This window comes from Niabella ginsenosidivorans (assembly GCF_001654455.1).
Lineage (GTDB): Bacteria > Bacteroidota > Bacteroidia > Chitinophagales > Chitinophagaceae > Niabella > Niabella ginsenosidivorans.
On the sequence record NZ_CP015772.1, the window covers coordinates 4,919,537 to 4,944,919 of the forward strand.

The following is a 25,383-nucleotide window of genomic DNA, read 5'->3' on the forward strand; positions in this document are numbered from 1 at the left end:
CTTTAAAATTGAATATTGACCCCTACAGTATACAACTGCGTCTGAGGATAGTAATTCTGTACACCGGACATCGATTCTGGATCTATTTTCCAGTCGTTCAGCTTTGAAAAAGTGAGCACATTGGTGGCAGATATATACAGGTTTGCCTGATCAATAAATGCCTTTTTGATGAATCGCTGCGGCAACTGCCAGGACAGCTGAATGTTTTTGAACCTCAGGTAAGAGGCGTCAAGAACCAGCAGATCACTATTGGTCTGGTTCCGCAGATCCTGTTTTGTAGGCCGTGGAAAATAAGCGCCCGGGGTTTCTGGCGTCCAGTAATTGTCTTTATAGATACTGGGCACCATTCCTTCATAGTTACCTCCCTGGCCAAAGGCGCCGGCCATACGGATGCTGGATTTTGCAGCACCCTGCAACGAGATATTTAAAGCCACTGATTTATAGGAGAGGTTAAAGGCGCCGCCAAAAGTATACCTGGGAAACGTATTGCCCAGGTAGGTCTGGTCTGCCGCATCTATTTTATGATCATTATTCATATCCACATAGCGGACATCGCCGGCCTTGGCATCGCGCATATAAAACGGACCGGCAGCCGCTTCTTCATCTGACTGATACAATCCATTGGTCTTATACCCCCAGAACGCATAGATGGGATATCCTTCCTGTATGGTATAGCGCGGGTTTTGATCGGTACCATAGTAGAAGGGGCCCGTACCTGCCAGGTCCACCACCTCATTTTTATTAATGCTCAGGTTCAGGTTCACCGCCAGGCCAAACTGCCCGAATTTATTAACGGAACCCGCCTGAAATTCCCATCCGGTATTATCAACCTTGCCTGCATTGCTGGGTCCGGCCTGCAACCCAAGGGTTCCCGGCACCGGAAGCGTAAGCAGGATGCCGGAAGTGCGTTTTTTATAATAGTCTACCGTAATATTCAACCTGCGGTTCAGCAACTGGGCATCTATGCCCACATCTCCTTCCGTAGTTGTTTCCCAGGTAATATCAGGATTGGCCACCTGGGTTTGCACATACCCGGATACCGGGGTACCACCAAAGCTGTAGGTAACCTGGTGCAATGTTGGAAAATAGCTGTACAGCGCTACTGCCTGGTTGCCTGTTTGCCCCCAGGAACCTCTTATTTTAAGATCATTTACAATGTGTGCAATACCATTCCAGAATTTTTCCTGTGATATACGCCAGCCCGCAGAAAAAGAAGGAAAAAAGCTGTATTGCTTATCTCCGGTAAACCGGGAAGAGCCGTCAAAGCGGGCATTGGTCTCAAAAAGATACTTATCGCGGAAGTTATAATTAAATCGCCCGAAGTAAGAACGCAATCCCCATTCCGCATCTGTTCCGTCATTATTTTTTGTAGCATCATCTGCGCCCTGGCCAATGGACTGAACATCGTTATTATAAAAGTTCTGACGATAGGCTTCCAGGTTGGTTGTTGTTGAAAGGATCTGGGAATAGCCCAACAGGAATTTTAATCCATGATCTGCTATTTTGAGCGAATAATTCAGGAGGTTATTTAATGTATATTCCCGGGCATTATCCCTGGATTCTGTAAGATTGTTAATAAGGTTGCGTTTTCTTACAATAGAAGAATCTCTTGTTTCCCAGGTGTTCTGGTATAGTTTTCCGCTAACATTGGTAACCCGGCCTGCAAACTGTGTGGTAAAATTCAATCCTTTAATAATATTCCAGGTTCCTTTAAGATTTCCTACAAGATAGTCTGAGGCCTGCCGGTTATACCCCCCTTTTCTATCAGTAACAGCGGGTTATTGCCCTGGGTACCGCCTCCGTAATCCCCGTTGGGATATTGGGGAACTGCCCATATGCCGTTCTGCGTCATAAACTGGAAGATGTTTGCCAGGCCATAAGGATTCAGGTTTTTTTCATACCGGTAATCCAGGTCGGCAGATACCGTAATTTTTGGTGAAACGGCAAAGTCTGTATTCACCCTCATTTCAGTTACATTGGAATGTGTATTATCAATAATGCCTCCCTGGTCCAGGTAGCGGAGGCTCATCCTTCCCCTGAACTTTTCATTGCCACCGCTGACGGACAAGGTATTGTTGATCTGTGGTGCCGTATGAAAAGCATAATTGTACCAGTCATACGGCAGGGGATAATGGATCGGATCTGCGGCATGGCCCTGAACATATGCATCAATGTCCTCATCCCGGTAAGGTTTGGGCGGATTGGAGCCTACATTTTTATAGGCCAGGTTTTCCAGCTTCAGGTAGCTTTCCAGGTCCAGCGGCTCCGGGTTACTGACTGATTTCTGAACCGCATAATATCCGCTATAATTCACCACTACCTTTCCGCTTTTTGCCCTTTTGGTAGTGATCAGGATCACACCATTGGAGGCCCTTGATCCGTATATAGCGGTGGAGCTGGCGTCTTTTAAAACAGACACGGATTCTATATCTGCCGGGTTAATATTACTGAACGGCTGTTCAATACCATCTACCAGAACCAGCGGAGCCACAGCTGCTCCGGAAAGATCTTCGCTGCTATATAAGGTATTGACACCCCTTAATACAATCGGCGTATTATTATTGCCCGGCTGCCCGCCTTTGTCAAGGATCGTAAGGCCCGGCAGCTGCCCCTGCAGCGATTGTTCCAGGCTGGTTACCGGCCTTCGTGTAAGGTCTTCACCGGAAATCTGGCTCACGGCACTGGTAAGGCTTACTTTTCTTTGTGTTCCATACCCTACCACAACCACCTCATTCAATGCATTTTCCAACGGGTCAAGCCTTACCGTTAAAAACCCGCCGGTAGCCCGCAATTCCTGATCAGTATACCCTATAAAAGAAAAGACAAGCACCGTTTCCCTGTTGGGAACAGCAATTGAAAAACTACCGGTACTGTCCGTAATGGTACCGGAGGAGCTGCCTTTTACCGTAACGCTTACGCCGCCTAATTGTTTCCCCTCATAATCTGTTACCCTTCCATTAACTACAATGCGGGATTGCGCGGCTGTAAAGGCTTCGGGAAGCACCAGCAGTAATAACAGTACCGCAGCAGCAGGTATTAATTGTTTCATACACCATTTTTTAATGAGTACCATTCCGGAAACGTCAGCACGCTTCCGTTTTTATTTTTCAGGGAGTGCGCTCATGAAGCTTCCCAATAAAAACTTGCTAATCTTTTTATAAGTCCGGGGATTAAAAAATCAAACAGTTTCCTTGCTAAAAAAAACACCTGCAACATCGGTCATCTTTACACGACCCAAAAGCCCAGTTCATCATTTAATACAGACCTGTTTAGTTATTTATAAAAGTTTTTTCCAGTCTTATTATGCCTTTGTACTATCCGCATATCAACCAGTGAAAAAATTTGAGGCTACAAAAATACCATTCCCATTTAGTCTACAAAATAAATAGACTAATATTTTTTTCGTTTCCCGGATCAATGCTTTATCATTTTTAAACAACGCTTTTGCAGCGCGGCCTCTGTTCCTTTCTGTTTTTTGTATGCTATTTCTTTTTCATTATCCCCCGGCAAGATTGTTATACTGCAACAACTTTTTTCAATACGGCAACCCGGTTTCTGCTATTCCTGCATCATCACGTTTCCTTATCCACGTTACTGTACCTGCCGGGTTGCAGTTCCTGTGCAATCAGCTCTGTACGGTATGGTATGGAAGCTTGCGCCCCCATCCGTGTTACGGAAATAGCGGCGCCCCCACAGGCAAAATCGACGGCCTCCTTAAGGCTTTTATTTTCCGAAACGGCTACAGCCAGCGCCCCATTAAATACATCCCCTGCAGCTGTTGTGTCAATGGTTTCCACCTTTCGTGTAGGCACCAGCGAGCAGGCACCGTTTTCACAGATAACGGCGCCCAGGGCACCCATGGTAACCACTACATTTTTTGCGCCTTTTGAACAGATCCGTTTTGCTGCTTCTTCCGCAGATGCCAGGTCGGTTACCGTTATACCGGAAATCATAGATGCCTCCGTTTTATTGGGCGTTAATATATATACGGCTTCCAGCAGTTCCTGGCTGAGCACGTTGGCGGGAGCGGGATTCAGGATCACTTTTACCCCGTTCTGATGCGCGAATTGCACAGCAGCAGTTACCGTATCCATCGGTATTTCCAGTTGCACCAGTAAGATAGCCGCCTTGCTGATAGCATCCCGGGCACCGTCCAGGTCTTTGACCAGCAGGTTGGAGTTGGCCCCGGAAGCCACCACAATGCTGTTCTCTCCCGCATCGTCTACTGTTATCAGTGCCACGCCGGAAGGGAGCTCTTCATCGGACAGGATATACCGGGTATCAATACCCTCGTCACTGAAAAGCTGTATAAACTGCTTTCCAAAAACATCATTCCCCATCTTTGAAATAAAGGATACTTCTCCGCCCAAACGCGCTATGGCTACCGCCTGGTTGGCCCCTTTGCCCCCGGGGTTCATAAAAAAGGAACCAGATAAAACGGTTTCACCGGGAACGGGTATGTGGTTTGTTTTTACCACCATATCCATGTTGGAGCTTCCAACTACTACAATTTTTTTCTTTTCCATATGCCTGCGATCGTTTACCAAAAATAGCGATCTGCCAGGGCGGTTTTCAAACCATTTTTTGAGCAATTATTAGTTCCTGATCAGGTTCTTTAATAAAAACCGAAACAGTAAACGATTAATTTATAGCAACTTATAACAACATAATTTTTAATTAATTTTGAAAGACAACTTTATTTATGACGCCCATTGCGCTGTTAAAACTGGTCAACTCTCTCTCTGGTGCCGAAAAAAGATATTTCAGGCTATACGCGGCATTCCAGGAGGGAGCAAAGGAATACGTACGCTTATTTGAATTAATGACCAGGAGCACAGTACCGGATATACGGAAACTGAAACAGGCTTTTCTGAAAGAAGCCCCGGAGGGCACCTGGGAAAACACCTGCAGCTACCTGGGTAAAACCCTTCTGGCTGCCCTGGTAACTGCAAAAAAAGAAAAGGACGTTTTTATAGAGTTGCTGCAGCGGATACAGGAAGCCAAAATTTTAAAAGAACGCTCCCTTGAAGAAGAAGCGCTGAAGGTTATAAAAAAAGTGCACCGGAAAGCGGTGCAATACCAGTTGCCCTGGGTGGAGTATTATTGCCAGCGCTATATACTGAACCAGTATGCAGACAATAATTTTTCTGAACTGTCTGAAGCGGCCCTGGTAAAACTTCAAATGAACGGAAAGCATATTTTAAAAGGGTTTCATCATATCCATGATCATTATTCCCTGTATGAATTATTAAAATACCGCCTGATCCACGGGGGAAAAGTGATCTCCGAGGAGGGCAGGAAAAAGCTCAATGATCTTATGCTGAGCGAAACGGTTCTGATTGCCAGCAAGTCAAAAAGCTTTACTTCCCAAAAACTGCATTTATTGTTCCAGTCGTTCTTTTTTACGGACATCGGCGATTACACATCTGCATTAAAATCCTTTTATCAGCTGAATGCGCTTCTTGAAAAAAACGAGGACCTGCTTGATAAACCTCCGGTTGATTATCTTGAAGCCCTTAACGGCATTATCGACAGCCTGCGGATCCTGCACAATAAAACGGAGATCCGTTACTACATCAGCAAGCTCAAAAAACTGGACCGTAATACTTTCCCGGAGTATTTCCGGTACCTGGTAAGAAAAACAGTGGCCCTACAGGAAATGGCCGGTTATTTATTGGGGGAGGAATGGGAAGCCGCCCTGCATTTTTTAAAAACCATCCCGGCAGATATCTTTCATCATTACGCAATGGTTGATGAAGAGAAACAAAGCGCGCTTTATTTTTATGCCGGCCTGGTCCATTTTAAGAGCAGGGATTTCAAAAAAGCGCATCTGCTAATCCGGGAAGTGATGACGCAGTTCAAGCTTCCCAAACAGCTCATGATCAGCCGGGCCATACGGCTGCTGAATATTATTACCTATTATGAAAAAGGAGAGCTGCTGCACCTGGAGTATGAAATACGCTCTTATAAACGGTATTTTATGCAGCTGCGCCTGTTAAAAACAGAAAAGCTGTTATTCCGCATCATTGCGCTGACATCCGTGGGCAGCAAACGGTTACGGCTGATGGAACCTGCTGCCAAAAAGATACTGACGGAGCTGCAGGAGCTTACCGCAAACCGGTATGAGCAGCAATTGCTCAATTATTTTGACTTTACCGGCTGGATGAAAGAGCAGACCAATAACCTGCTGCAGCCGGTCATAACCGGGCATTAAAGACCCGTCAGGAAAACGGGCAATCTTTTACCTTCCAATAATTAATGATGCTGTTTAAAATACTGTATTTCCCTTTCGTGGTTTTTAGCCGCCTCCAGGGTATCAAATGTGCCCAGGTTCCTGCGCTTGTTTGTTTTCTTATCCGGGGTTCTTGAATAGATCCGGTATTTGCCTGATTTGAGTTTGCGTATCATAACTGAAATAATTTAAAGAGTATAGTTATCAATAAACTTTTATTCTGTGTATAAACACACACTTTATTATTTACAATAAGCAAGCCGGAAAACAGCCCTGTACCGTCTTGTTTTATTAACCATCTGTTATAATTAGAGTTGTTTAAACTTATTTATAGATTGCCCCGGGTTGGATTGCCCCGCAGGTCGCCCGGCTGAACGGCGTTCAGCCGGGGGCAAAAAGCCTGGTAAAAAAAAACAACAGCTCCTTAAAACGGCGCTCCATAGGAGCGGACTGTTTGTTATTAACGCTAAACGTTTAAACAAATTCAATTATTTACAGCATAAGCACACGCCGTAAATGCTGTATATTTATAAAGAAACAGAACCTGATGAATTATTTTGATCCAAAAACAGCAGCAGAACGGTATGCCAAAGGAAGACCCGATTTTCACAGCAATACAATTCAGCATATAAGAGACCATTTAAAGATCAATCATAAACTCGATACCGCGCTGGACATCGCCTGTGGAACTGGGCTTTCCACCAAAGCGCTTTTAGCAATTGCCACCCATGTATATGGAACAGACAGTTCCCGGGAAATGCTCAATCAGGCACTGCAGCCCGATAAGATCCATTATACTATTGCCCCGGCAGAGGAGCAGCCATTTGCTGATAACTACTTTGATCTTATTACTGTAAGCTCCGGTGTGCATTGGTTTAATATTGACCGGTTCCTGGCAGAGGCCCACCGTATTTTAAAAACAAGGGCCTGGCTGGTGCTTTATGAAAATCATTTTATTGCTGAAATGGAAAGTAATAAAGCGTTTACCAGCTGGTTCTTTACGGTCTATTTAAAAAAATATCCCTCACCGCCCCGGAACAACAGCTATGCCTGGACCAATGAAAACCTCAATCCAAAGAATTTCAATTTTATAACAGAAGAGCGTTTCAAGAATGTTGTTCCGCTGAGCAAAAAGCAGCTGATCCTGTATTTCACCACACAGAGCAATATTATTGCCGCTGTTGAAAAAAAGGAGGTCACTTATCAGCAGGTTGAAGACTGGCTGGATAAGGAACTGGCGGTGTTCTTTGATAATGACGACATCTTACGCTCCATCAACTACGGAAACTGGATCAAATTCATTCAGCGGGCAAACTGATGATCTATAAGTTGCGTTATTAATAAATTGGGGGGCCATCTTGCGGAAGTCTCCGGCCTGTACATGCCCGTAATTGAACCACTGCTTTAAGTGACCAAACCACACAGGCCCCAGGCCTGCGCGAAATAAGCACGCCTGGGGGTTATGACCCTGCGGGATCAAAAGTAAAAAGGGAGCAGAAGTTGTAAAAGCATTGGAAGGGAGTTACAATGATACGTACCTTTTTATGCTAAAACAAAATCTTGATATGTGGAAGCAGCATCAGCAACAGGTACATATCATAGACCAGCGGATTGCCTTACTGTTAAAAGATCTTGTAAAGGATAAGCCGGAAGTCAAAAAAGATGCATTGGGTAAAACTAAATCGGTACGCCATCATAAACCAGAAATAAAGAATCTGCATGTAATGATGGTTCAATTGTTTGGAGTGAATGTAAGCAGCATAGCAGGTATCAATGATTATACGTTGTTAAGATTGATAGGAGAAACAGGAGTAGATATGAGTCGTTTCCCCAGCATGAAACAATTTACAAGCTGGTGTAGTTTATCGCCGGGACATCATCAAAGCGGAAAGAAAAGTAAATGGATAAAGCGGGCACCTTGCAACAAGGCCGGTCAGATCTTTAAAGAAGCAGCCCAATCGTTAGAAAATAGTAAGCATAACGCGATAGGAGCATTTATAAGAAGATTAAAAGCACGCAGAGGCCCTGCTGTGGCTTACAAGGCCGGCGGAAGAAAAATAGCTGAAGCCTTTTATAACACACTTACAAAGGGAGTGGAATATGTAGAACAGGGTGTTAAAAAATATGAGCAACAACTTAAAGCGAAAGAACTATCATTACTTCAAAAGTTTGCTAAAAAGCACAAGCTGCAAGTCGTTGATAATTAAATGTCTAAAAAACTTGTCATTAACAACTTGTCGAACCATGATTGTGTTGGTCGCTCTTAGGCAGGCTCAGGGTGACAATAGGATCATCTTATTGCTATAGGAAGCTTGTCACTGTGAGCCTGGCACCTGCCCGCCGTGGAGAGAACCCTGATTGTATTAGCTCTCCTTCGTCAATCAATATGACAATCAGGGAACCTTTTTAGTTACCCACACACGTAAAGAGAGACATGGTAGTTTGTATATTAAACGCCTGGCTAACCGGACCAACCTGGAGCGTACAATCTTTTTTGCTTATCTTTCAATATACCTAAACGGAGGTTATGAAAAGGCTCCTTATATTTTCCTTGTTAATTAGTGTTGCCATTGGGCTAAATGCGCAAACATCCTTGCAGCAGGATTCAGCCAAGAGCCGCTATCTGGAGGAGCAAAAGATACTGGGAAAAAGGTTTTCAGGTGTCTTTTATCCTAATTACACAAAAGTACATCAGCTTGGCGAAAAGGCATTTGTAGCAAAGATGGATTCAGCAGCCCGAGGGTTTTATACATTGTTGCGCCAGTATAAAAAAGCGCTCCCGGCAGCATATGCCGATTCTCAGCGCCTGGAGATCAAACTCTATTTTGATAAAATACTGGCGGAATATCCAACCAATCATGAAACGTATTCCGGTGAGCGACCCAAAAGCTACCCCATAATTGAAGCAAAGCTCCGGGACAATCTGCCGTTATTTAATAACCCGGAATTGCTGGGCAATACGGACCTGATGTCTTTTATCCAAAGTTATCTGAGCTATAAGATCGAAATTGAACTAAAGAAAACGGCATATAATGGTCTTTATAATAAACGATTGTATGCAATGTGGCACCTGCTGCCAAAATATATAAACGAGGAGCATTGCAGAATCTATCATCAGTATCATTTGCTGCTCGATCATATTACCAGTAATGGCTTTAAACACACCGAAGAACTTTATGATGCGTTTAAAAAGCATTGTCAGGACACCTCCTATACTAATAAGCTTGAGCAGGTCTATCGCAATGCCCGCAACGATCTGAAAGATCACCAGGTTCTGGAATACAAACAGATTGGCAATTATGGTCTGGACATTCATTTATTTAAAAATGACAAAGAAGGTAACAAAGAAAAGAAGCCGGTTATTGTATTCTTCCATGGGGGAAGTTGGTCAGAAGGGCAGCCATCATGGCATTTTCAGGCGTGTCGAAATTATGCCGCAAAAGGCTGGATAGCCTGTTCCGTGGAGTACCGCATCTACGGGTCACAGAGCACCCTGCCTTTTGCTGCTGTCATGGATGCGCGATCCGCTATTCGCTGGCTGCGGGAACATGCCAATGAATTTGGGATTGATACCAGTCGCATTGTGGCAACCGGTAATTCCGCTGGCGGCCACCTTGTGCTGGCTACCGCTCTTGCCACTGACTGGAATGAAAAAAGTGATCACCTGCAATTTAGCCCGGTGCCAAATGTATTGTTGGTAAATTCCGGCGTTTACGATCTTACCGATGAAAAAACGGCCTGGATCAGGAAAGAGCTAAAAGATAAAAACCTGGTAAAGGGAATTTCACCAAATAATCTGGTACGCAAACACCAGCCACCCATGCTGTTAATTCATAGTAAAGCAGATAAGAATGTTCCGTATGAATCTGCTGAAAAGTTCTTGTCACTCATGCAATCTGCAGGCAATCCTGTTATTCTAAAATCGCTGGATGAAGGAGGACATTTTATTTTTGACAATCCACAATACACACCCACTGTTTTCGCCTGGCGGAAAGAATTTTTAAATGCCCTTGGGTATCCCACGAATGATGGCGAATAAATACCTGTCAGCACCGTTTCACGAAACACTCCAAAACACACCGATGGCGCCTTTTCTGGTCTTCTGACCAATGAACCAAACCAACTTACAACCTCTTCCTGTTGTCGGTGAAAATTTATCTGCCGCAGGCATAACACCGGCAAAGGAAAAATTTTCGAATTAACTTTGGTCTTTGACAACTATAAACCATTTGGCCAATTGATAGACTCTGGTTGTGAATTGCTTTCTCCCGAACAATCGGGATTCGAATTAACTTTGGTCTTTGACAACGTTGTTGGCCTTTCGCCCAATATTCAGTTCGTTGTGAATTGCTTTCATTTTTCGAATTAACTTTGGTCTTTGACAACTAGCGGGGTATCAGGTTCAGCCATTCGCGTTGTTGTGAATTGCTTTCTCCCGAACAATCGGGATTCGAATTAACTTTGGTCTTTGACAACCTGGTGTGTTTTCCACAAGTACAACACCTGTGTTGTGAATTGCTTTCATTTTTCGAATTAACTTTGGTCTTTGACAACGTCATCTCATCCTTATCCTCAGAATATTCCGTTGTGAATTGCTTTCTCCCGAACAATCGGGATTCGAATTAACTTTGGTCTTTGACAACTAATAGTCCTGGCTTTGCTGCAGTGCATCGGTTGTGAATTGCTTTCTCCCGAACAATCGGGATTCGAATTAACTTTGGTCTTTGACAACTGCTTGGCAGATGGATGTTTTGTGCCATTCGTTGTGAATTGCTTTCATTTTTCGAATTAACTTTGGTCTTTGACAACCAGCATGGCGCATTTGAAGGCAACCGATTGTTGTGAATTGCTTTCTCCCGAACAATCGGGATTCGAATTAACTTTGGTCTTTGACAACTAAGCACCTGCACTACATTGGAACCGGCGCGTTGTGAATTGCTTTCATTTTTCGAATTAACTTTGGTCTTTGACAACACACCATCATTTTTGAACAGGACTGTATTTGTTGTGAATTGCTTTCTCCCGAACAATCGGGATTCGAATTAACTTTGGTCTTTGACAACTCAGGTTCAAGGCACGCCGTCCCAACTTCGTTGTGAATTGCTTTCATTTTTCGAATTAACTTTGGTCTTTGACAACCGCGGCCAATACGCCGCCTTTTTCCCGCCAGTTGTGAATTGCTTTCTCCCGAACAATCGGGATTCGAATTAACTTTGGTCTTTGACAACCAATAGCGATTACGCTGGTGACGCAGAAGTGTTGTGAATTGCTTTCATTTTTCGAATTAACTTTGGTCTTTGACAACTTCCTGATCATCATCAAGGCCAACAATACCGTTGTGAATTGCTTTCATTTTTCGAATTAACTTTGGTCTTTGACAACCTCGCATACCGGTTCTGTTTTGCTTATTATGTTGTGAATTGCTTTCATTTTTCGAATTAACTTTGGTCTTTGACAACATCCCAGCTGCCGTTTTTACCAAGCAGGGTGTTGTGAATTGCTTTCATTTTTCGAATTAACTTTGGTCTTTGACAACATTAATAGCCATATCTTTTTAATTCTACGTGTTGTGAATTGCTTTCATTTTTCGAATTAACTTTGGTCTTTGACAACCCTCTACGTCTGCGCATAGTTTATGGTTTGTTGTGAATTGCTTTCATTTTTCGAATTAACTTTGGTCTTTGACAACAGCCACTCCACAAAAGAGGCGGTATTAACAGTTGTGAATTGCTTTCATTTTTCGAATTAACTTTGGTCTTTGACAACGTAATGTATTTAACCCCTCCTTCGATGTGTGTTGTGAATTGCTTTCATTTTTCGAATTAACTTTGGTCTTTGACAACCATTTTGCTATGTTTTATAGAGCCGAGCTCGTTGTGAATTGCTTTCATTTTTCGAATTAACTTTGGTCTTTGACAACTTTTATAATTTAAAATCCCAGTGTTATTATGTTGTGAATTGCTTTCATTTTTCGAATTAACTTTGGTCTTTGACAACTTTTTCCAAGCCTATCTGCTAAATCCTTTTGTTGTGAATTGCTTTCATTTTTCGAATTAACTTTGGTCTTTGACAACGTTTTTATGAAAAATATCGTGTACCATCAAGTTGTGAATTGCTTTCATTTTTCGAATTAACTTTGGTCTTTGACAACAAAATTAAAACACTAAGCAAAGCATTGTCTGTTGTGAATTGCTTTCATTTTTCGAATTAACTTTGGTCTTTGACAACGCCGGATGGCCATGTTCATGTAAGCGTTTTGTTGTGAATTGCTTTCATTTTTCGAATTAACTTTGGTCTTTGACAACATGAACACCTTCGGAGAAGCGTGCAAAATTGTTGTGAATTGCTTTCATTTTTCGAATTAACTTTGGTCTTTGACAACTCGTATTATCCAATCACACTTTTCCCTGCAGTTGTGAATTGCTTTCATTTTTCGAATTAACTTTGGTCTTTGACAACCAGGCGCAGGCCCTAAGCACAACAAGCTTAGTTGTGAATTGCTTTCATTTTTCGAATTAACTTTGGTCTTTGACAACAGAAGCAGACAGCAACATAAAAGAGGCGCTGTTGTGAATTGCTTTCATTTTTCGAATTAACTTTGGTCTTTGACAACTATAGCTACAATAGCCAACGAAATTATTACGTTGTGAATTGCTTTCATTTTTCGAATTAACTTTGGTCTTTGACAACTTTCTCATTGATAAACTCCACGAGCTAACCGTTGTGAATTGCTTTCATTTTTCGAATTAACTTTGGTCTTTGACAACATTGAAGTATTCCCAATCTGCCGCCCATTCGTTGTGAATTGCTTTCATTTTTCGAATTAACTTTGGTCTTTGACAACCCGGTTCCGTATAATGACAGCTGTATAACGGTTGTGAATTGCTTTCATTTTTCGAATTAACTTTGGTCTTTGACAACCTGTTTCTCTTTTCATTGTTTAAAGCTTTAAGTTGTGAATTGCTTTCATTTTTCGAATTAACTTTGGTCTTTGACAACTGCCCTATTGGCGGCGCTAAGGGTAAACCCGTTGTGAATTGCTTTCATTTTTCGAATTAACTTTGGTCTTTGACAACAAGGAAAACAACCGGTTGCGCAAGTTCTTCGGTTGTGAATTGCTTTCATTTTTCGAATTAACTTTGGTCTTTGACAACTCGATTTGTCAAAACCCGCAACAGTAAAGGATTTCAGGTTGTCAACAGGATAAAAAAACGGGCTTTACGCCCGTTTTTTTATTGCTGATACCTCAAAATGGCTGTTTCTGTTATTATACCAATCAGATTTTTAAAAAGGATTGTCGCCCTGACAAAGGATATTTTTCAAATGAATCATGGTTCGTAGTTCGGCAAACTCACTATGACAGGCTCACCATAACAAGAAAATTATGCTGTCATGCTGAGTTTTCAATTTACGTTGTAAAATCAATGTGCCTATGGCATACTATTCTTTCGTCACCCTGACCGCAGCGAAGCGGAGCGGAAGGGTCTCTCAATTCTCGGATAGTCTGGTATCACAGGGAAGCCTCGGCTCCACTTTGTTGCGCTCGGCATGACGAAAGTATAATTGGTTTTCAATACATAATGTACTCTGTCATTGGCAGCCGGTCAAAGGGATAAGCTCACCAGGACATCTCTTATTACGCCGGTTTTAACCGGTATTAAAACAACTCCAATTGCTGGGCCGGTAGCAGGGCTTCAGCCGCTTCTTTCCCGTTAAAGATCTCCATTTGCCCAAATTGTTTGTCGGTAATGCACAAAATGCCGATATGACCTTTTTGCGGCAGGATCTTTTTTACCCGCTGTACATGTACCTCGGCGTTCTCCCGACTCATGCAATGACGGATGTACATGCTGAACTGGAACATATTAAAGCCATCGTCCAGGATCTGTTTCCGGAATTTTGCATAGCGCTTCCGGTCGATCCTGGTTTCCGTAGGCATGTCGAACATCACTATCACCCACATAATCCGGTAGGCATTTAACCGTTCAAAATTCATTTTTAAACAAATGAAGGAGGCAATACAGGATACAGCAGCTTACGGCTGTTTCCTTCAAAGCATTTAGCCAGGCTGGCCGTCGTCCGCTGCACCGCGTTCATCAACGGGCTTTTTCCACCATCAATCACCACATCCATAGCAGGAATGCCCAGCAGTTGCTGCTTCATGGAGGGGGTCAGCTCCAGGAACTTCCCATTACCCCGTATAATATCATACACCACCTTATCCACATAAGGCCGGTAAGGCTCCATAATATCATCCGCCAGGCAATAGGCATTGTACTGGTTCCGGTGAAAAATACCCAGTGTGGGCAACAATCCGCTACCTACTAAATTGCGCGCTACTATAGCCCGCAGCACGGCATAACCATAATTCAATAAATTATTCGGTGGCTCCCCCTCCCGAAACCGTTTAAACCCGGGGAACAGGGGAAATACATTTTTCCAGTAATAACCGGCGGCCTGCGCCTCGCAGTTATCACTGTCACCGCTTTTTACCCGGGCTGCCAGGTTCAGCAAGGTTTTATTGGGAATACGGTATTGGGCCAGCAAATTTGCCTGGTTGGTGATTTTAGCTGTTACCGTCTGCTGCCACAATTGCTTTTTCAGCGGCACAGATGCATCCACCTGTAGCTGGAAGCGCTGGCTTTGCAGGGTATGCCCGTCCAGGTTCAGCATGAGCCCGGTAGGCAGGTGAATATCATCGCAGGTGATCAGCGCCACATTGTTTGCCAGCAGCTTGGCAATAACGCTGTGTGTAATAGTGATCTGCTGGTGATCTAAAATCAGCACGCCTATATCTTCGATGGCGGCTGTTTTTACCTCGCCGGTATCAGCCAGTTCCACCAGTAACTGCTCGTTTTTGGTTTTAAGATAGGCCGGGTTGCCGAAATAAAGGGTGCGTTTGATCATGGCAAGCACATTTTAATACTCTCCTACACTAATAATCTTCCCCAAATGATTGATACGGACTTTGACGACATCTTTTATTGCATTTAATCCTAATTGAGGCTTATATACAATATCCTTTAACTCCTTCCTTTCTTCAACATTCGTTTCCAAATGATGTCGAAAGAAATAGTTTTTACTCGCTATTTTCTGTACTCTAAACAAATTAGGACTAATCAACTTTCTATTATCAGTATTTAATAAATCAATTTCCTTAGGATCAAACCCTGTTTTTTCATTTGGGAATACAAACATTTCATTTTGCTTCATTGTAAACAGGAATTGCCAGCCTATCCCTTTGTTATACTCCCTATCAATCACTGCCTCTCCGGCATTTACTAATTGCACAGCATCAAATAATGAAACAACCCTTTCCTGCAAATTCCCCTCTGCATCCCGGTAAATAGCTACGTGATGATTGTTGCCGGTACTTACAAAAGAACTGGGTATCAGCTTTCCGTTTTCATTTAAAATAGCATTCCCAAAATGGTCTTTTTTATAATGTAGCGCTTCTGCATTTTTAACACCGCTGATGGTTACCCGTTTTATAGTAATTCCTTTGGCCTCATTCAACCATATTGGGTTTTTATCCAAGTCGGAAAAAGCTTTCTTGGGATCATTGCCAAAATCGACAAGACGCTTCAACAGTATTTTTTTAATCCCTTCATCTAAGACTTTTTCAATTGTTTTTACATCTTTCAGGTTTTCAGGAGTTACATCTTTGCGAATGGAATAATCATCATTCAGCCAACGCAATAAAATTTTTTCGGGCAGTAGCTCTTGCTTGGCCTCATCAATATAAAGAGGATTTTTGCTCAACGTATTTTTACCCCCGAAAGCCTTTTTAGGATCGTTTCCATTTGTTGTAAGTCGTTCCAACAGAAGTTTTCTATACTGTGGGTTTACAACCATCCCAATCGTTTCCGCATCAAACTTCGGTCCTACTTTTTCCTCTTTGCTTTCATAATAGCGATATCTGCCATAAATGGTTTCTTTGTGCAATTGTCCACGCGGAGTAAGTTCCGTTTTTATTTTCTCACCTTTGGCTGTCTTTATTTTATTCTTATTTTTAGTAACTACTTTATTCTTAGCCTTATGTGAAATCAGCACATTTTCCAGATGTTCTTTTACCACTTCCCGAAAGTTGGGCATTGGAGCCTTGAATCTTCTTTTTCGGTTCCCCAGATCATCATACACCAGGTCTGTTTCTTTTTCCTCAATCTTGCTCACGACAGGATGCCATTTGCTGGCCTCATCTTTACGTGCGTTCAGGTGATTTAAATACTGAATATGGCTATGTCGTGTAAAAGCGATGGTCAATGCATCCATCGCATGATGACGATGATCGTTGCGCTTAGTCCAGTCAATAATACGCTCTTTTTGACCACCATCCTTTTTCTCAACCATTTCTGTTAAGCCCAGGGCTCTGAATTTTGGCAAATTAATTTCCTGCATCACATTTACCAAATCCCAATCCTCACGCAGTCTTGCCGTAATTTCACCGCTGGTAGCAACCACACTACGGCAGATTGCATAAAGCATATTCTTTGCTTTTTTAGCTATATACTGGCTCTCCCGGAGATCTTTTTCAATAAAACCATCCCCTATATCAATAAGGCGCTTTTGTAATTTTTGAAACTTCGCCTTGTTAATGCCCTCTTCCTTATTTTTCTTTCCCAATTCAAAAAGGCTGGTTATCCGGGAAATATATTCTTCCAACGCCAGTTCTCCGTATTTACCAAGGATATAGTCGTAGGCGGTTTTATTTCCTTTATCCTGATTATCTTTTCTAAACACAACCGTTTTGTTAGAAAAACTATCATCAAATAAACTCATTTGCGGAATGATGTGGTCTATATCAATCTGCTTACTGAACAAGATGTCGGGGGAGATGTAGGTATTAGTGTATAAATCTTTATAGCCGTTATTCTTTAGCTCTTCGTACAGTTTGTAGCGAATAATATCATTTCGGGAAGGATTGGACACTCCAAACTGGGTTTGCAGGATCTTAATTATTTTCTCATGTAATTGCTTTGCGGCGTTAATATTTGTTGTCATCTCAGCCCTCTCTTTTGCGTTCTTTTTTAATTCACGGGCCAGCTCAATCCGTATTTCATCAAAATGAAAATCATCAGATAAGCCCCGGGCTTTTCGCCGTTTATTTTCATCATCAATCAGGGCATTGACCACATTAACCATTTGGTTGAGGATTTTCTCCACTACCGGGCTGCGCAATTCATTCTTTTTCAATAAACCCAGTCGCTTTTGCAAAGGCCGGGTAGCTATCTCTTCTTTTGAAAGTGAAGAGGCGGAATGTCTATAACCTGCTTCCCTACAAGCTTTGTCATAAGTAAGCTCTTTGATGAAGGGATAAATTTTCCGCATTGCCTTACTACTCAAACTACCATAATCCCCACTGAAAGCAACATTCACTAAAATCTTCGTATGCTCTGGCCTGAATCCAAACCTTTCGCACAGCTTCTTTTTTAATCCAATATTATCATGTCCATATATAAAAATATCTTCCTGTAAATATTTTTTATTATCATCCTCCGCTGAATACAGCAAATGCCATAACCGATATGCCGTTTGTTGCTCAAATGCCTTACCATCTGCTTCTGCGTCAAAATCTAAAATTGTGCTATTAATACCCAAAACTTCAAAAACAGCATGCACCATTTGTTTAATTTCTGATGCGGACTTTTCGATTTTGGAAACATCAATATCATCGCTGCCGCTTAATTTCAACAGATCTTCATCATATCCCTCCAATTCCAAAATTTTCAGATAGGCATCGTACAAAGATTTATTGGTGCGATTCCCCTCCAGCGTATGATAATTGGCTTCCCAATCCTTCGTTTTATAACCCAGAATTTTTATGGCTTCACTTGCTAACAGGTTTCCTTTAATATTAAGCTCGTCAAAGAGTTGCTGTTTAGCAGTCATATCCGGCACAAACACTTCTTTGGAACTTTTGTTGCGAAACTCCAGGTTATTTAATACCTGCCATATTTTAAACTCCTGGAACAATGGTGATGATTTAGGTGCAACCCGCAAGCCTATCCGCTTTTTTATCTTTAGTCCGTTCTTTTCAACTTCTATTTCCTTACTCTCAAATTCACAAAAGCTGATCAGCCCTTTTTGAGACTTCAATTTTCGCTGATAAAAAATAATAACGTCACGAATTTCTTCTTTTAATGCAGCAGTCAGTTCTGGATGAAACTTTGCCTGCGTTTCCCAAATGGTTTCAAACTCATCCAGGTAATCCTGCCGGTAAAAAACCTGCCCCTTCAGGCGGGTGTGCGGATTTTGTTTCAGTTGCTGATATAAATACTGGCCAACGGTTTGCTTGTTAAAAAACAATTCTTTGCTCCGGTCAGAAATAGCCCCCAGGTAGCCGCTGGATTTATTAAGGTCATTGTTTATTTCAGTAATCACGTAAGCCACTTCCTCTTTTGTTAATTGTTGATCAACGGCTTCGCTACGCCATTGATAGGCTTTCAGTTTTTTTTCCTCCCTGCTGCCTTTATTTTCTGCTGTATTAAAACCATATTGTCCCCAAAATGCGGCTGATGTAGCCCGCTGTCCTTTTCCTTCCAAATGTTTTTTAAACTCTTCCGTTAATATTTCAGGATAAAATTGCTTTTGAAAACTCCACACCTTATCCAACTCTGCATTCAGATCAGACCGGTAAAAATCGGGCAGGTATTTTTTGCCCTCTTTTAATAACAGGTAAGAGAGCTGACCGGGAGTAAGGTTTTCTTCATATAATCTTTTAGCTACAGCCATTCCGTCAATCAGCTGGCCCTCATCTTCGTTCTTGGCTTTCCGGCTGCTTTTATAGCCCCGCTTTTTATTAATAGCCAACAGGACCCGAGCAAAAGCTTCCAATGGAATTTCAGCAGTAGCAGCCAATGCTCTTACCGCATACGTAGCATGTGTTGTATTTTTGCCGTCCTCAGCAAGTTTTGTATCCACTGTAATAATATGATTCGCTTTCAGTACCTCAATTAAATGATGCCGCCGGAGCTGGTAACGGTCCAGATTACGGCGCATGCCTCTTTTAAGCGTTCTATCAGCATTTACAGATACCGGCCTGCCTTTTTCAAAATTGGTTTGTTCATCCGTGGTCAGGGGGTTTACACGAACACCTATCAGCTCAACAGCAGAGTTTTGATAATCTTCATCTTCAATTACTTTGGCAAAACCGATGGAAGTAGTGCCCAGATCGAGGCCCAAAATATTCCTTCTCATACGTTTATTATTGATCCTGGTAAAGTTAAATCCTCATAGCAAAATATTTTACGGGTTCCCGTAATAACTACAATAAAAACTAATTTATATTTGCTTTTGAAAGCAATTCACAATAAGGATGATTCCGTTGTGAAAACATTTAGCGCCTCGCCTATCTGCGGGGCATTTTTGTTTTTAGCTATCAGACCTCTATTTTTAAAAGAGAGGCATTGCGCCTCTCTTAAATTGAAAGCAATTCACAACTCATCAATCAACCACGTATTATCATTATCAATGAGTTTCAATATTCATTTTGTAAAATTAATAAATATACGTGGATTTATTGATGACAATTTTAAAAATAAAATTATTTTGTACTATCTTCGTTCCTATAAATGCGAAACGCCCCGTTTCCGGAGCGTCAATCCTGAGATGCTATCTCAGGAGCTGTTCTTGTATTATCAAAGATAAATTGAAAAATGCAAATAACCAAATATGGAAAGAATAATTGCTTATATTGACGGATTCAACCTTTATTTTGGGATGAAACAAAATGGCAACGGCACGCTATGGTTGAACCCACAACAGTTGGTTTTATCTCTATTAAAATCGCATCAGGAATTAATATCGATAAAATATTTTACCTCCCGGATACGTAATAACCCTGATAAAGAAGACCGGCAAAAGACCTATTTAGAAGCACTCGAAACTCTATCAAACTTTAAAATAACCTATGGCCACTATCAATCACATATTGAAACATGTCGTAGATGTGGGCATAGTTATCCATACTCTAATGAAAAAATGACTGATGTAAATATTGCCGTCGCAATGATGGAAGACGCGCATAATAGCCTATATGATACAGCGATTTTAATAACAGGGGATAGCGATTTGGTTCCTCCGATCAATTCCATTCATAATATTTATCCAAATAAAAGAGTATTTGTCGCATTTCCTCCTAATCGTTCCAATCTAAGCGTAAAAAATGTAGCTAAGGGAAGTTTAGTAATTGGCCGAAAGAAATTAGCAGAGGCTCAATTTCCTCCAGTTGTTATAAAAGCAAGTGGGTTTAGGTTAATAAAGCCGAGTACCTGGATATAAAACCTGCTCCTTATACGATTTTCTTATCTTTTAATCAATCTGAAAAACTCCTCAAGCGTTAAATCTCTTGCAGTATAAATTTTGTGCAACGTATAAAGGCTGATTTTATACGCTGTTTTTTTAAAATCAATAATTTGCCGTATTGTTTTTTCATCTACCTCATGTTCATCAGCAAAAGAACGCATAGAACCTTCTCATTGGGCAATCCACTCTTTATTGATGTAGTTGCAAATATCGGCACTGAGGCCATGCATTAAATTATCGATCCTCAACCCCGAATTCAAAATCCAGCAGTTTTTTAGGATGAACTTTCAGTCCTTTTGCTATGGCTACTAAAACTGATAAAGTTGTACAGTCTCCTCCATTGATGATTTTATAACCACCTAGGTTAATTCATCCGCAGCTTCTTTACAGATTTTTAATAGTTCCAAAAATTAAGTATATTTAGCAAAATAACCATTTGGAAAATTGAAACTGCTAAAGCAAAATAACCAGAATTATTGCAGAAGAAAACAAAATTTTTAACTAATAAAAACTATTGCACAATCGTATTTTAAGCGTTACAAACAACTGCAAACATTTTGTAATTTCGAAAAATCAGCTCGTTGGTGACAAGTATAGCAGATACCCTAAACAGATGAACGATATAGCAACAAACTATTATTTTGGGGGTTACTACTTGACCAAACTCAGGCCTAAAGGTTATGGGTCTGGCTTGGGTAATTTGATATATACTTGCAGCGAGTGCATTAATGACCCCTTACTTGACACCTGGTCTTATAGTTGGGCAACGGACAACAACAAACAAATAGACGAAATAAAAAGTAATTTTAAGCTGTCGGAAAACCAAATAGACAAGATTAGAAATTGGGTAAACGACAAGATCCAGGACAACAAAATTGGATTTTTAAATGTGTTCCAGGACCTTGAAACCGCACTTGATTATAAAAGCAGGTTCTTTATTCATTTAAGTGACATAAAAATTTTTGCCCTCTATTTTGACGCAAACGAAAAAGAGGCTATTCTTAAAGAGTTCAGGCCACAATCCGAAACCATGAGAGAAATTGGATTGCGTTTGACACTTTTGAAGGAAATACTAGAACCGGAAAACGAAATAGTTTTAGGATACGACTATATTGGAATTGAAATTGACGGCAGTTTTCATAGTTTTCATTGCCACGACATCGGGAGGGAACTGGCCGGCAAATTTGGTTTGGTTTTAAACGAATATGGCTTATTTGACAGCAACTTAAATTCAAAACAAGTGCTCGACTATTTGAACGACGAAAAAAACGGTTGTGAACCCGTTCCCTGGTTTATTGTAAAGACAAAACTTGTGCGGGATGTATAAAACACAGGCCCCAGCAGGCGATTTGGCAATAGGGCGGGGCAACGAAAATAAATGTATTTAAACCAGTAAAAGCAATTATAGATCCCTGTTTAAGCGTTTACAAACAATTATAGCCGTTTAATGGCCTCAACAATCGGCGGGTTGGAGGCAACCTTTTCACTCATACCTTAAGACTTTGAAATGAGAAAAACTATAAAATGGATTTTAATAATACTTGGTGGCGGGCTTTTACTTTTCTTTGGTTGCGTTTTTTACGTTTTTTCAACTTTCAGATTTGACGACGGAAAACATTATTCAACTCAAGACCTGATAGACAATTATAATCAAAAGAGCAACCAAATTACTGACTTAAAAACATATGTCAACAAAATTATACCTACGAGCAAATCTGTGGACATAGAATTTGAGGGAAATAAAAAATTGTTCATTTTTCATTTGAAGGATACGAACAATTATGACAGCAATTGGGATTTAAACTTAAACTCAGCAAAGACAGACACACTTTTGAAAAAACTGAACTGGACAAAAGAAACATTAAAAGTGCTAAAAGAAAAACTTGACGCAGCAAATTGTATTTCTGTAAAAAGTGGCGAACCTTGCAATATTGGCTTTCAACGAAGTGGAATGGGAAAATTTTACTATAACATATTTGACAACCCGATCCCAGACAGTTTAAAAAATAAATACAATGACAGTTGTACGTATATTCTTTATACAGACAAAGTCGTTTTAGAGTATGGGGGTGGTGCAATTGGGCCACAATGCTTTCCAATAAACTAATTGGCGGTAAGAAAAGCTACCGCTAACAAGCAGGTTAGCAATACCGCGAGGCAACAAACACCCTTCCCCTTTACGGTTTCCCGTAATCACACCATCTTAAAGCAAAATATATTTGTCCTAAGACACTAGAATTTTTTTTAACAATTAAAAAAAGAAGTATATTTAGCAGTACAACCATTTGGAAAATTGAAACTGCTGAAGCACAAAATACCAGGACGGTTGCGGAACTAAACAATTTTTTTAACTAATATACGCGATGGCATAGCCGTGTTTAAACGTTTAGTAATTGCGTCAATTGGCGAGGTAGTGGCAACCCTATGAACCGAGTCCGTGCAAAAATTGAAGAAACAATATAATTATTAACAATCCGTAAAAGTGAAACGCATTTATCAACTTTTTCTAGCTTTCAATTCAACTTGGTTAATTGTTGTTGTTTATCTAGTAAAAGAAAAATATAAGTTCAATATTTTAGACAGTTATCCGATGTATTATTCTTGGGCAATATTCATATTAATTCCAATTTTTCTAACTGCATTAAGTTTTTTAATTGCTTTGAAATTGCCAAAAGATAATTTAAGAAGCAATTCTGTTACTGAAATAGAATTAGCCAATAATAATTTTTTGCCAACCTATTTAGGTTATTTTTTTGTATCGCTTGGTGTTAACGATATTTCAACTTTAATAGTTGTTTTTGGAGTTATTTATGTGTTTACATACTTATCACAGACCCTATATTTCAATCCAATTTTTCTACTTTTTGGTTATCATTTTTATTTCATAAAGACGACAACAAATGTGAAAATATTTTTGATTACTAGAAAAAAACTCAAAGTTCCGGGTGACGAAGAATTCGAAAATCTTAAGAGAATAAATAATTATACATTCATTGACTTATAACAAATTAATTATGGCGAACTATATATTTGGTAAAGTAAAAAGGAAACAAAAAATGTTTCGAATAATTGAAACTGAGACTCAGGTTTATGATATAGCAAACCTTGTGTTGAATGGAATTGATTATAACCCAGCAACCTTAATCGAAGATGAAGAATTATACAAATTGACAAATTTTTCTGAATCGGATTACTGTTTAGACTTCTTAACAAACGAATTAAATACTGTTGAACATGACCAAATTTCAAAAGAAGATTTAAAGAAATTATCATTTATTTGTACTGTTCAAGACAGTTTATATTTTTTCCAAATAATAAATTCAACCTTCTTTATAAGTAAAAAATGGTTTTCAATAGATGAATTGACATTAGAAACTGAAAAACCAATAATAACTATTAACTCTTTTGCAGATGCCATTTATGATAAGCAACAGGATATCTTGTACTTTAAGAAACTTACATCTGCTCAAAAAATCTTTAAAGGAATGGACCAATTGTACAAGGAAGCAACAGAAGCTGAAAGCGAAACATTTTTAGAAAATGACTTCCTTGAAGTATCACAAGATTTTGTTGTAGCCCAAATTTCTATACCCAATAGAAAGCGAATAGCTTTAGTAAATGAAACCTTGAACAGACTTTCCGATGAAGAAAAATTAGCTATCTACAACTATACAAATCAGTATGGCCAAGTTGTATATGAGAATGGTAAGTTCAAAATTGAAAGTGATGATGATTTGAAATTTGTTTTATGGGGAATCGAACAAAGATTTTATACAACTCAAGTTGGAGGAGAAAAAAGAGTAGCAAACTCAATAATAAGTATTTAAGGCAGCAATTAACATGGTATTTATAAAAGATGGGCTGACATCAGTTATTAAATTTTTACCAACTATTTTGCCTGTGCCTTGCATAGGTACCCAAACTATGACACAAGGATAGAAGCGCTTCTTTACGGTTTCCGCAATAATGCTCTGCGATTGAGAATGTTTTTGTATAACCAGGGGTAAAAGACTTTTTATCAATTGTAAAAAATAAGTATATTAGCAAAGCAACTAACTTTGATGAAACAGAAACTGACTGAAAAAAAAAAGAGATTGCTAGACAATTGTAAGATATATACTTAACTATTTATGAGTAACATACCCATACATACAAAGACAGGCGACAGGCATATTACAGGGTTGCCAGACAAATGCCCATATTGCCATAAATCAATTACGCCGAATCCACTATACGGGCATAAGCATAAGGATAATTTCGATGTGTTTTTCTTTTGTCCTAATGATCAATGTAAGAGATCTTTTATCGGCTACTATGATTGGGGTCCAGTGGCATCTGTATCTAACTATTTGCATAAAACAAGTTTTGGCTCATTAACTGAAAGAGATTTTTCTAATACTATAAAGGGTATATCAGTCCAATTTGAAATAATATATAATCAAGCTTATTCTGCTGAACAGCAGAATCTGATTGAAATATGTGGCGTTGGTTATCGAAAGGCACTTGAATTTTTGATTAAAGATTATGCAATTCAAAATCATCCTGATGATAAGGAGAAAATTGAAAAACAGTTTTTATCAGCAACTATTGAAAGATATGTAACTGACAGTAGAGTAAAATCGGTAGCGAAACGAGCTGTATGGCTTGGAAATGATGAAACTCACTATATAAGAAAATGGGAAGGCAAAAACTTGGAGGATTTAAAAAAACTCACAGATCTAACAATACATTGGATTGAAATGGAAGCCTTGACAAAGAGTTTTAATGAAGATATGCCGGATTAGTAGTTAATTACAAATACAGAAAAAGACTATGACAATAGCAGTAGTATAATTTATAATAGAAAT

The 25,383-nt window shown here is 40.2% G+C and carries 16 protein-coding genes, 1 pseudogene and 1 CRISPR repeat array; of the genes and pseudogenes, 10 read left to right on the top strand and 7 right to left on the bottom strand.

Annotation, left to right across the window (positions count from 1 at the left end; genetic code table 11):
* Positions 1-2: 2 nt before the first annotated feature.
* From A8C56_RS25360 to rbsK, 3 genes and pseudogenes are all read right to left on the bottom strand, one after another.
* Positions 3-1,700: pseudogene (locus tag A8C56_RS25360) on the bottom strand (SusC/RagA family TonB-linked outer membrane protein); the annotation flags it as partial.
* A 20-nt stretch (positions 1,701-1,720) separates the two neighbouring features.
* Positions 1,721-3,049: a SusC/RagA family TonB-linked outer membrane protein gene (locus A8C56_RS25365; RefSeq protein ID WP_169818813.1), complete on the bottom strand. Its 1,329-nt coding sequence runs from the start codon at positions 3,047-3,049 to the stop codon at positions 1,721-1,723.
* Between the two features lie 523 nt (positions 3,050-3,572).
* The gene (gene rbsK / locus A8C56_RS20740) at positions 3,573-4,526 is read right to left on the bottom strand and encodes a ribokinase (protein ID WP_067762370.1); all 954 of its coding nucleotides are present in this window, start codon (positions 4,524-4,526) and stop codon (positions 3,573-3,575) included.
* A 176-nt stretch (positions 4,527-4,702) separates the two neighbouring features.
* Between rbsK and A8C56_RS20745 the strand changes: the two genes are divergently transcribed.
* On the top strand, positions 4,703-6,214 hold the full coding sequence (locus tag A8C56_RS20745; RefSeq protein WP_067760326.1) for a hypothetical protein: 1,512 nt from the start codon (positions 4,703-4,705) through the stop codon (positions 6,212-6,214).
* A gap of 41 nt (positions 6,215-6,255) precedes the next feature.
* Here A8C56_RS20745 and A8C56_RS24725 read toward each other — a convergent pair whose 3' ends face one another.
* Complete coding sequence (locus A8C56_RS24725) at positions 6,256-6,408, bottom strand: hypothetical protein (protein ID WP_169818814.1); 153 nt, start codon at positions 6,406-6,408, stop codon at positions 6,256-6,258.
* Between the two features lie 371 nt (positions 6,409-6,779).
* On the opposite strand from A8C56_RS24725, the gene A8C56_RS20750 reads away from it, so the two are divergent.
* From A8C56_RS20750 to A8C56_RS20760, 3 genes are all read left to right on the top strand, one after another.
* Complete coding sequence (locus A8C56_RS20750) at positions 6,780-7,550, top strand: class I SAM-dependent methyltransferase (protein WP_067760328.1); 771 nt, start codon at positions 6,780-6,782, stop codon at positions 7,548-7,550.
* A gap of 247 nt (positions 7,551-7,797) precedes the next feature.
* Complete coding sequence (locus tag A8C56_RS20755; RefSeq protein ID WP_169818815.1) at positions 7,798-8,439, top strand: transposase; 642 nt, start codon at positions 7,798-7,800, stop codon at positions 8,437-8,439.
* A 320-nt stretch (positions 8,440-8,759) separates the two neighbouring features.
* Positions 8,760-10,271, top strand: coding sequence for an alpha/beta hydrolase (locus tag A8C56_RS20760; protein WP_067760332.1), 1,512 nt, complete (start codon positions 8,760-8,762; stop codon positions 10,269-10,271).
* A gap of 1,219 nt (positions 10,272-11,490) precedes the next feature.
* Positions 11,491-13,386: a CRISPR direct-repeat array (repeat unit 47 nt; unit sequence GTTGTGAATTGCTTTCATTTTTCGAATTAACTTTGGTCTTTGACAAC).
* A gap of 503 nt (positions 13,387-13,889) precedes the next feature.
* Here the strand turns inward: A8C56_RS20760 and cas2 are convergent.
* From cas2 to cas9, 3 genes are read right to left on the bottom strand one after another with little or no spacing between them, the layout of a single operon-like run.
* Positions 13,890-14,228 (bottom strand): CRISPR-associated endonuclease Cas2, encoded by a 339-nt coding sequence (cas2, locus tag A8C56_RS20765; protein ID WP_067760334.1) that lies wholly within the window; start codon positions 14,226-14,228, stop codon positions 13,890-13,892.
* A 2-nt stretch (positions 14,229-14,230) separates the two neighbouring features.
* A complete protein-coding gene (cas1, locus tag A8C56_RS20770; RefSeq protein ID WP_067760336.1) occupies positions 14,231-15,139 on the bottom strand; it encodes a type II CRISPR-associated endonuclease Cas1 in 909 nt (302 codons plus the stop codon).
* Positions 15,140-15,151: 12 nt separating this feature from the next.
* Positions 15,152-19,153: a type II CRISPR RNA-guided endonuclease Cas9 gene (cas9, locus tag A8C56_RS20775; RefSeq protein ID WP_394330805.1), complete on the bottom strand. Its 4,002-nt coding sequence runs from the start codon at positions 19,151-19,153 to the stop codon at positions 15,152-15,154.
* 750 nt (positions 19,154-19,903) lie between these two features.
* Between cas9 and A8C56_RS20780 the strand changes: the two genes are divergently transcribed.
* The 6 genes from A8C56_RS20780 to A8C56_RS20805 all read left to right on the top strand — a co-directional run bounded on the left by A8C56_RS20780 (position 19,904) and on the right by A8C56_RS20805 (position 25,320).
* The gene (locus A8C56_RS20780; RefSeq protein ID WP_067760340.1) at positions 19,904-20,512 is read left to right on the top strand and encodes an NYN domain-containing protein; all 609 of its coding nucleotides are present in this window, start codon (positions 19,904-19,906) and stop codon (positions 20,510-20,512) included.
* A gap of 637 nt (positions 20,513-21,149) precedes the next feature.
* Positions 21,150-21,863 (top strand): hypothetical protein, encoded by a 714-nt coding sequence (locus A8C56_RS20785; RefSeq protein ID WP_067760342.1) that lies wholly within the window; start codon positions 21,150-21,152, stop codon positions 21,861-21,863.
* 180 nt (positions 21,864-22,043) lie between these two features.
* A complete protein-coding gene (locus A8C56_RS20790; RefSeq protein WP_067760344.1) occupies positions 22,044-22,643 on the top strand; it encodes a hypothetical protein in 600 nt (199 codons plus the stop codon).
* A gap of 375 nt (positions 22,644-23,018) precedes the next feature.
* Complete coding sequence (locus A8C56_RS20795; protein WP_067760346.1) at positions 23,019-23,540, top strand: hypothetical protein; 522 nt, start codon at positions 23,019-23,021, stop codon at positions 23,538-23,540.
* 10 nt (positions 23,541-23,550) lie between these two features.
* Positions 23,551-24,363, top strand: a complete 813-nt coding sequence (locus tag A8C56_RS20800) for a hypothetical protein (RefSeq protein ID WP_067762372.1) — start codon at positions 23,551-23,553, stop codon at positions 24,361-24,363.
* A gap of 303 nt (positions 24,364-24,666) precedes the next feature.
* Positions 24,667-25,320 carry a DUF4145 domain-containing protein gene (locus A8C56_RS20805; RefSeq protein WP_067760348.1) on the top strand — a complete coding sequence of 218 codons (654 nt, stop codon included), beginning with the start codon at positions 24,667-24,669 and terminating at the stop codon, positions 25,318-25,320.
* Positions 25,321-25,383 lie beyond the last annotated feature (63 nt).

Bases quoted from the DNA above. Each gene is read 5' to 3' on its own strand.
- A8C56_RS25365 (WP_169818813.1), bottom strand. From the start codon at position 3,049: ATGAAACAATTAATACCTGCTGCTGCGGTACTGTTATTACTGCTGGTG.
- rbsK (WP_067762370.1), bottom strand. From the start codon at position 4,526: ATGGAAAAGAAAAAAATTGTAGTAGTTGGAAGCTCCAACATGGATATG.
- A8C56_RS20745 (WP_067760326.1), top strand. From the start codon at position 4,703: ATGACGCCCATTGCGCTGTTAAAACTGGTCAACTCTCTCTCTGGTGCC.
- A8C56_RS24725 (WP_169818814.1), bottom strand. From the start codon at position 6,408: ATGATACGCAAACTCAAATCAGGCAAATACCGGATCTATTCAAGAACC.
- A8C56_RS20750 (WP_067760328.1), top strand. From the start codon at position 6,780: ATGAATTATTTTGATCCAAAAACAGCAGCAGAACGGTATGCCAAAGGA.
- A8C56_RS20755 (WP_169818815.1), top strand. From the start codon at position 7,798: ATGTGGAAGCAGCATCAGCAACAGGTACATATCATAGACCAGCGGATT.
- A8C56_RS20760 (WP_067760332.1), top strand. From the start codon at position 8,760: ATGAAAAGGCTCCTTATATTTTCCTTGTTAATTAGTGTTGCCATTGGG.
- cas2 (WP_067760334.1), bottom strand. From the start codon at position 14,228: ATGAATTTTGAACGGTTAAATGCCTACCGGATTATGTGGGTGATAGTG.
- cas1 (WP_067760336.1), bottom strand. From the start codon at position 15,139: ATGATCAAACGCACCCTTTATTTCGGCAACCCGGCCTATCTTAAAACC.
- A8C56_RS20780 (WP_067760340.1), top strand. From the start codon at position 19,904: ATGGAAAGAATAATTGCTTATATTGACGGATTCAACCTTTATTTTGGG.
- A8C56_RS20785 (WP_067760342.1), top strand. From the start codon at position 21,150: ATGAACGATATAGCAACAAACTATTATTTTGGGGGTTACTACTTGACC.
- A8C56_RS20790 (WP_067760344.1), top strand. From the start codon at position 22,044: ATGAGAAAAACTATAAAATGGATTTTAATAATACTTGGTGGCGGGCTT.
- A8C56_RS20800 (WP_067762372.1), top strand. From the start codon at position 23,551: ATGGCGAACTATATATTTGGTAAAGTAAAAAGGAAACAAAAAATGTTT.
- A8C56_RS20805 (WP_067760348.1), top strand. From the start codon at position 24,667: ATGAGTAACATACCCATACATACAAAGACAGGCGACAGGCATATTACA.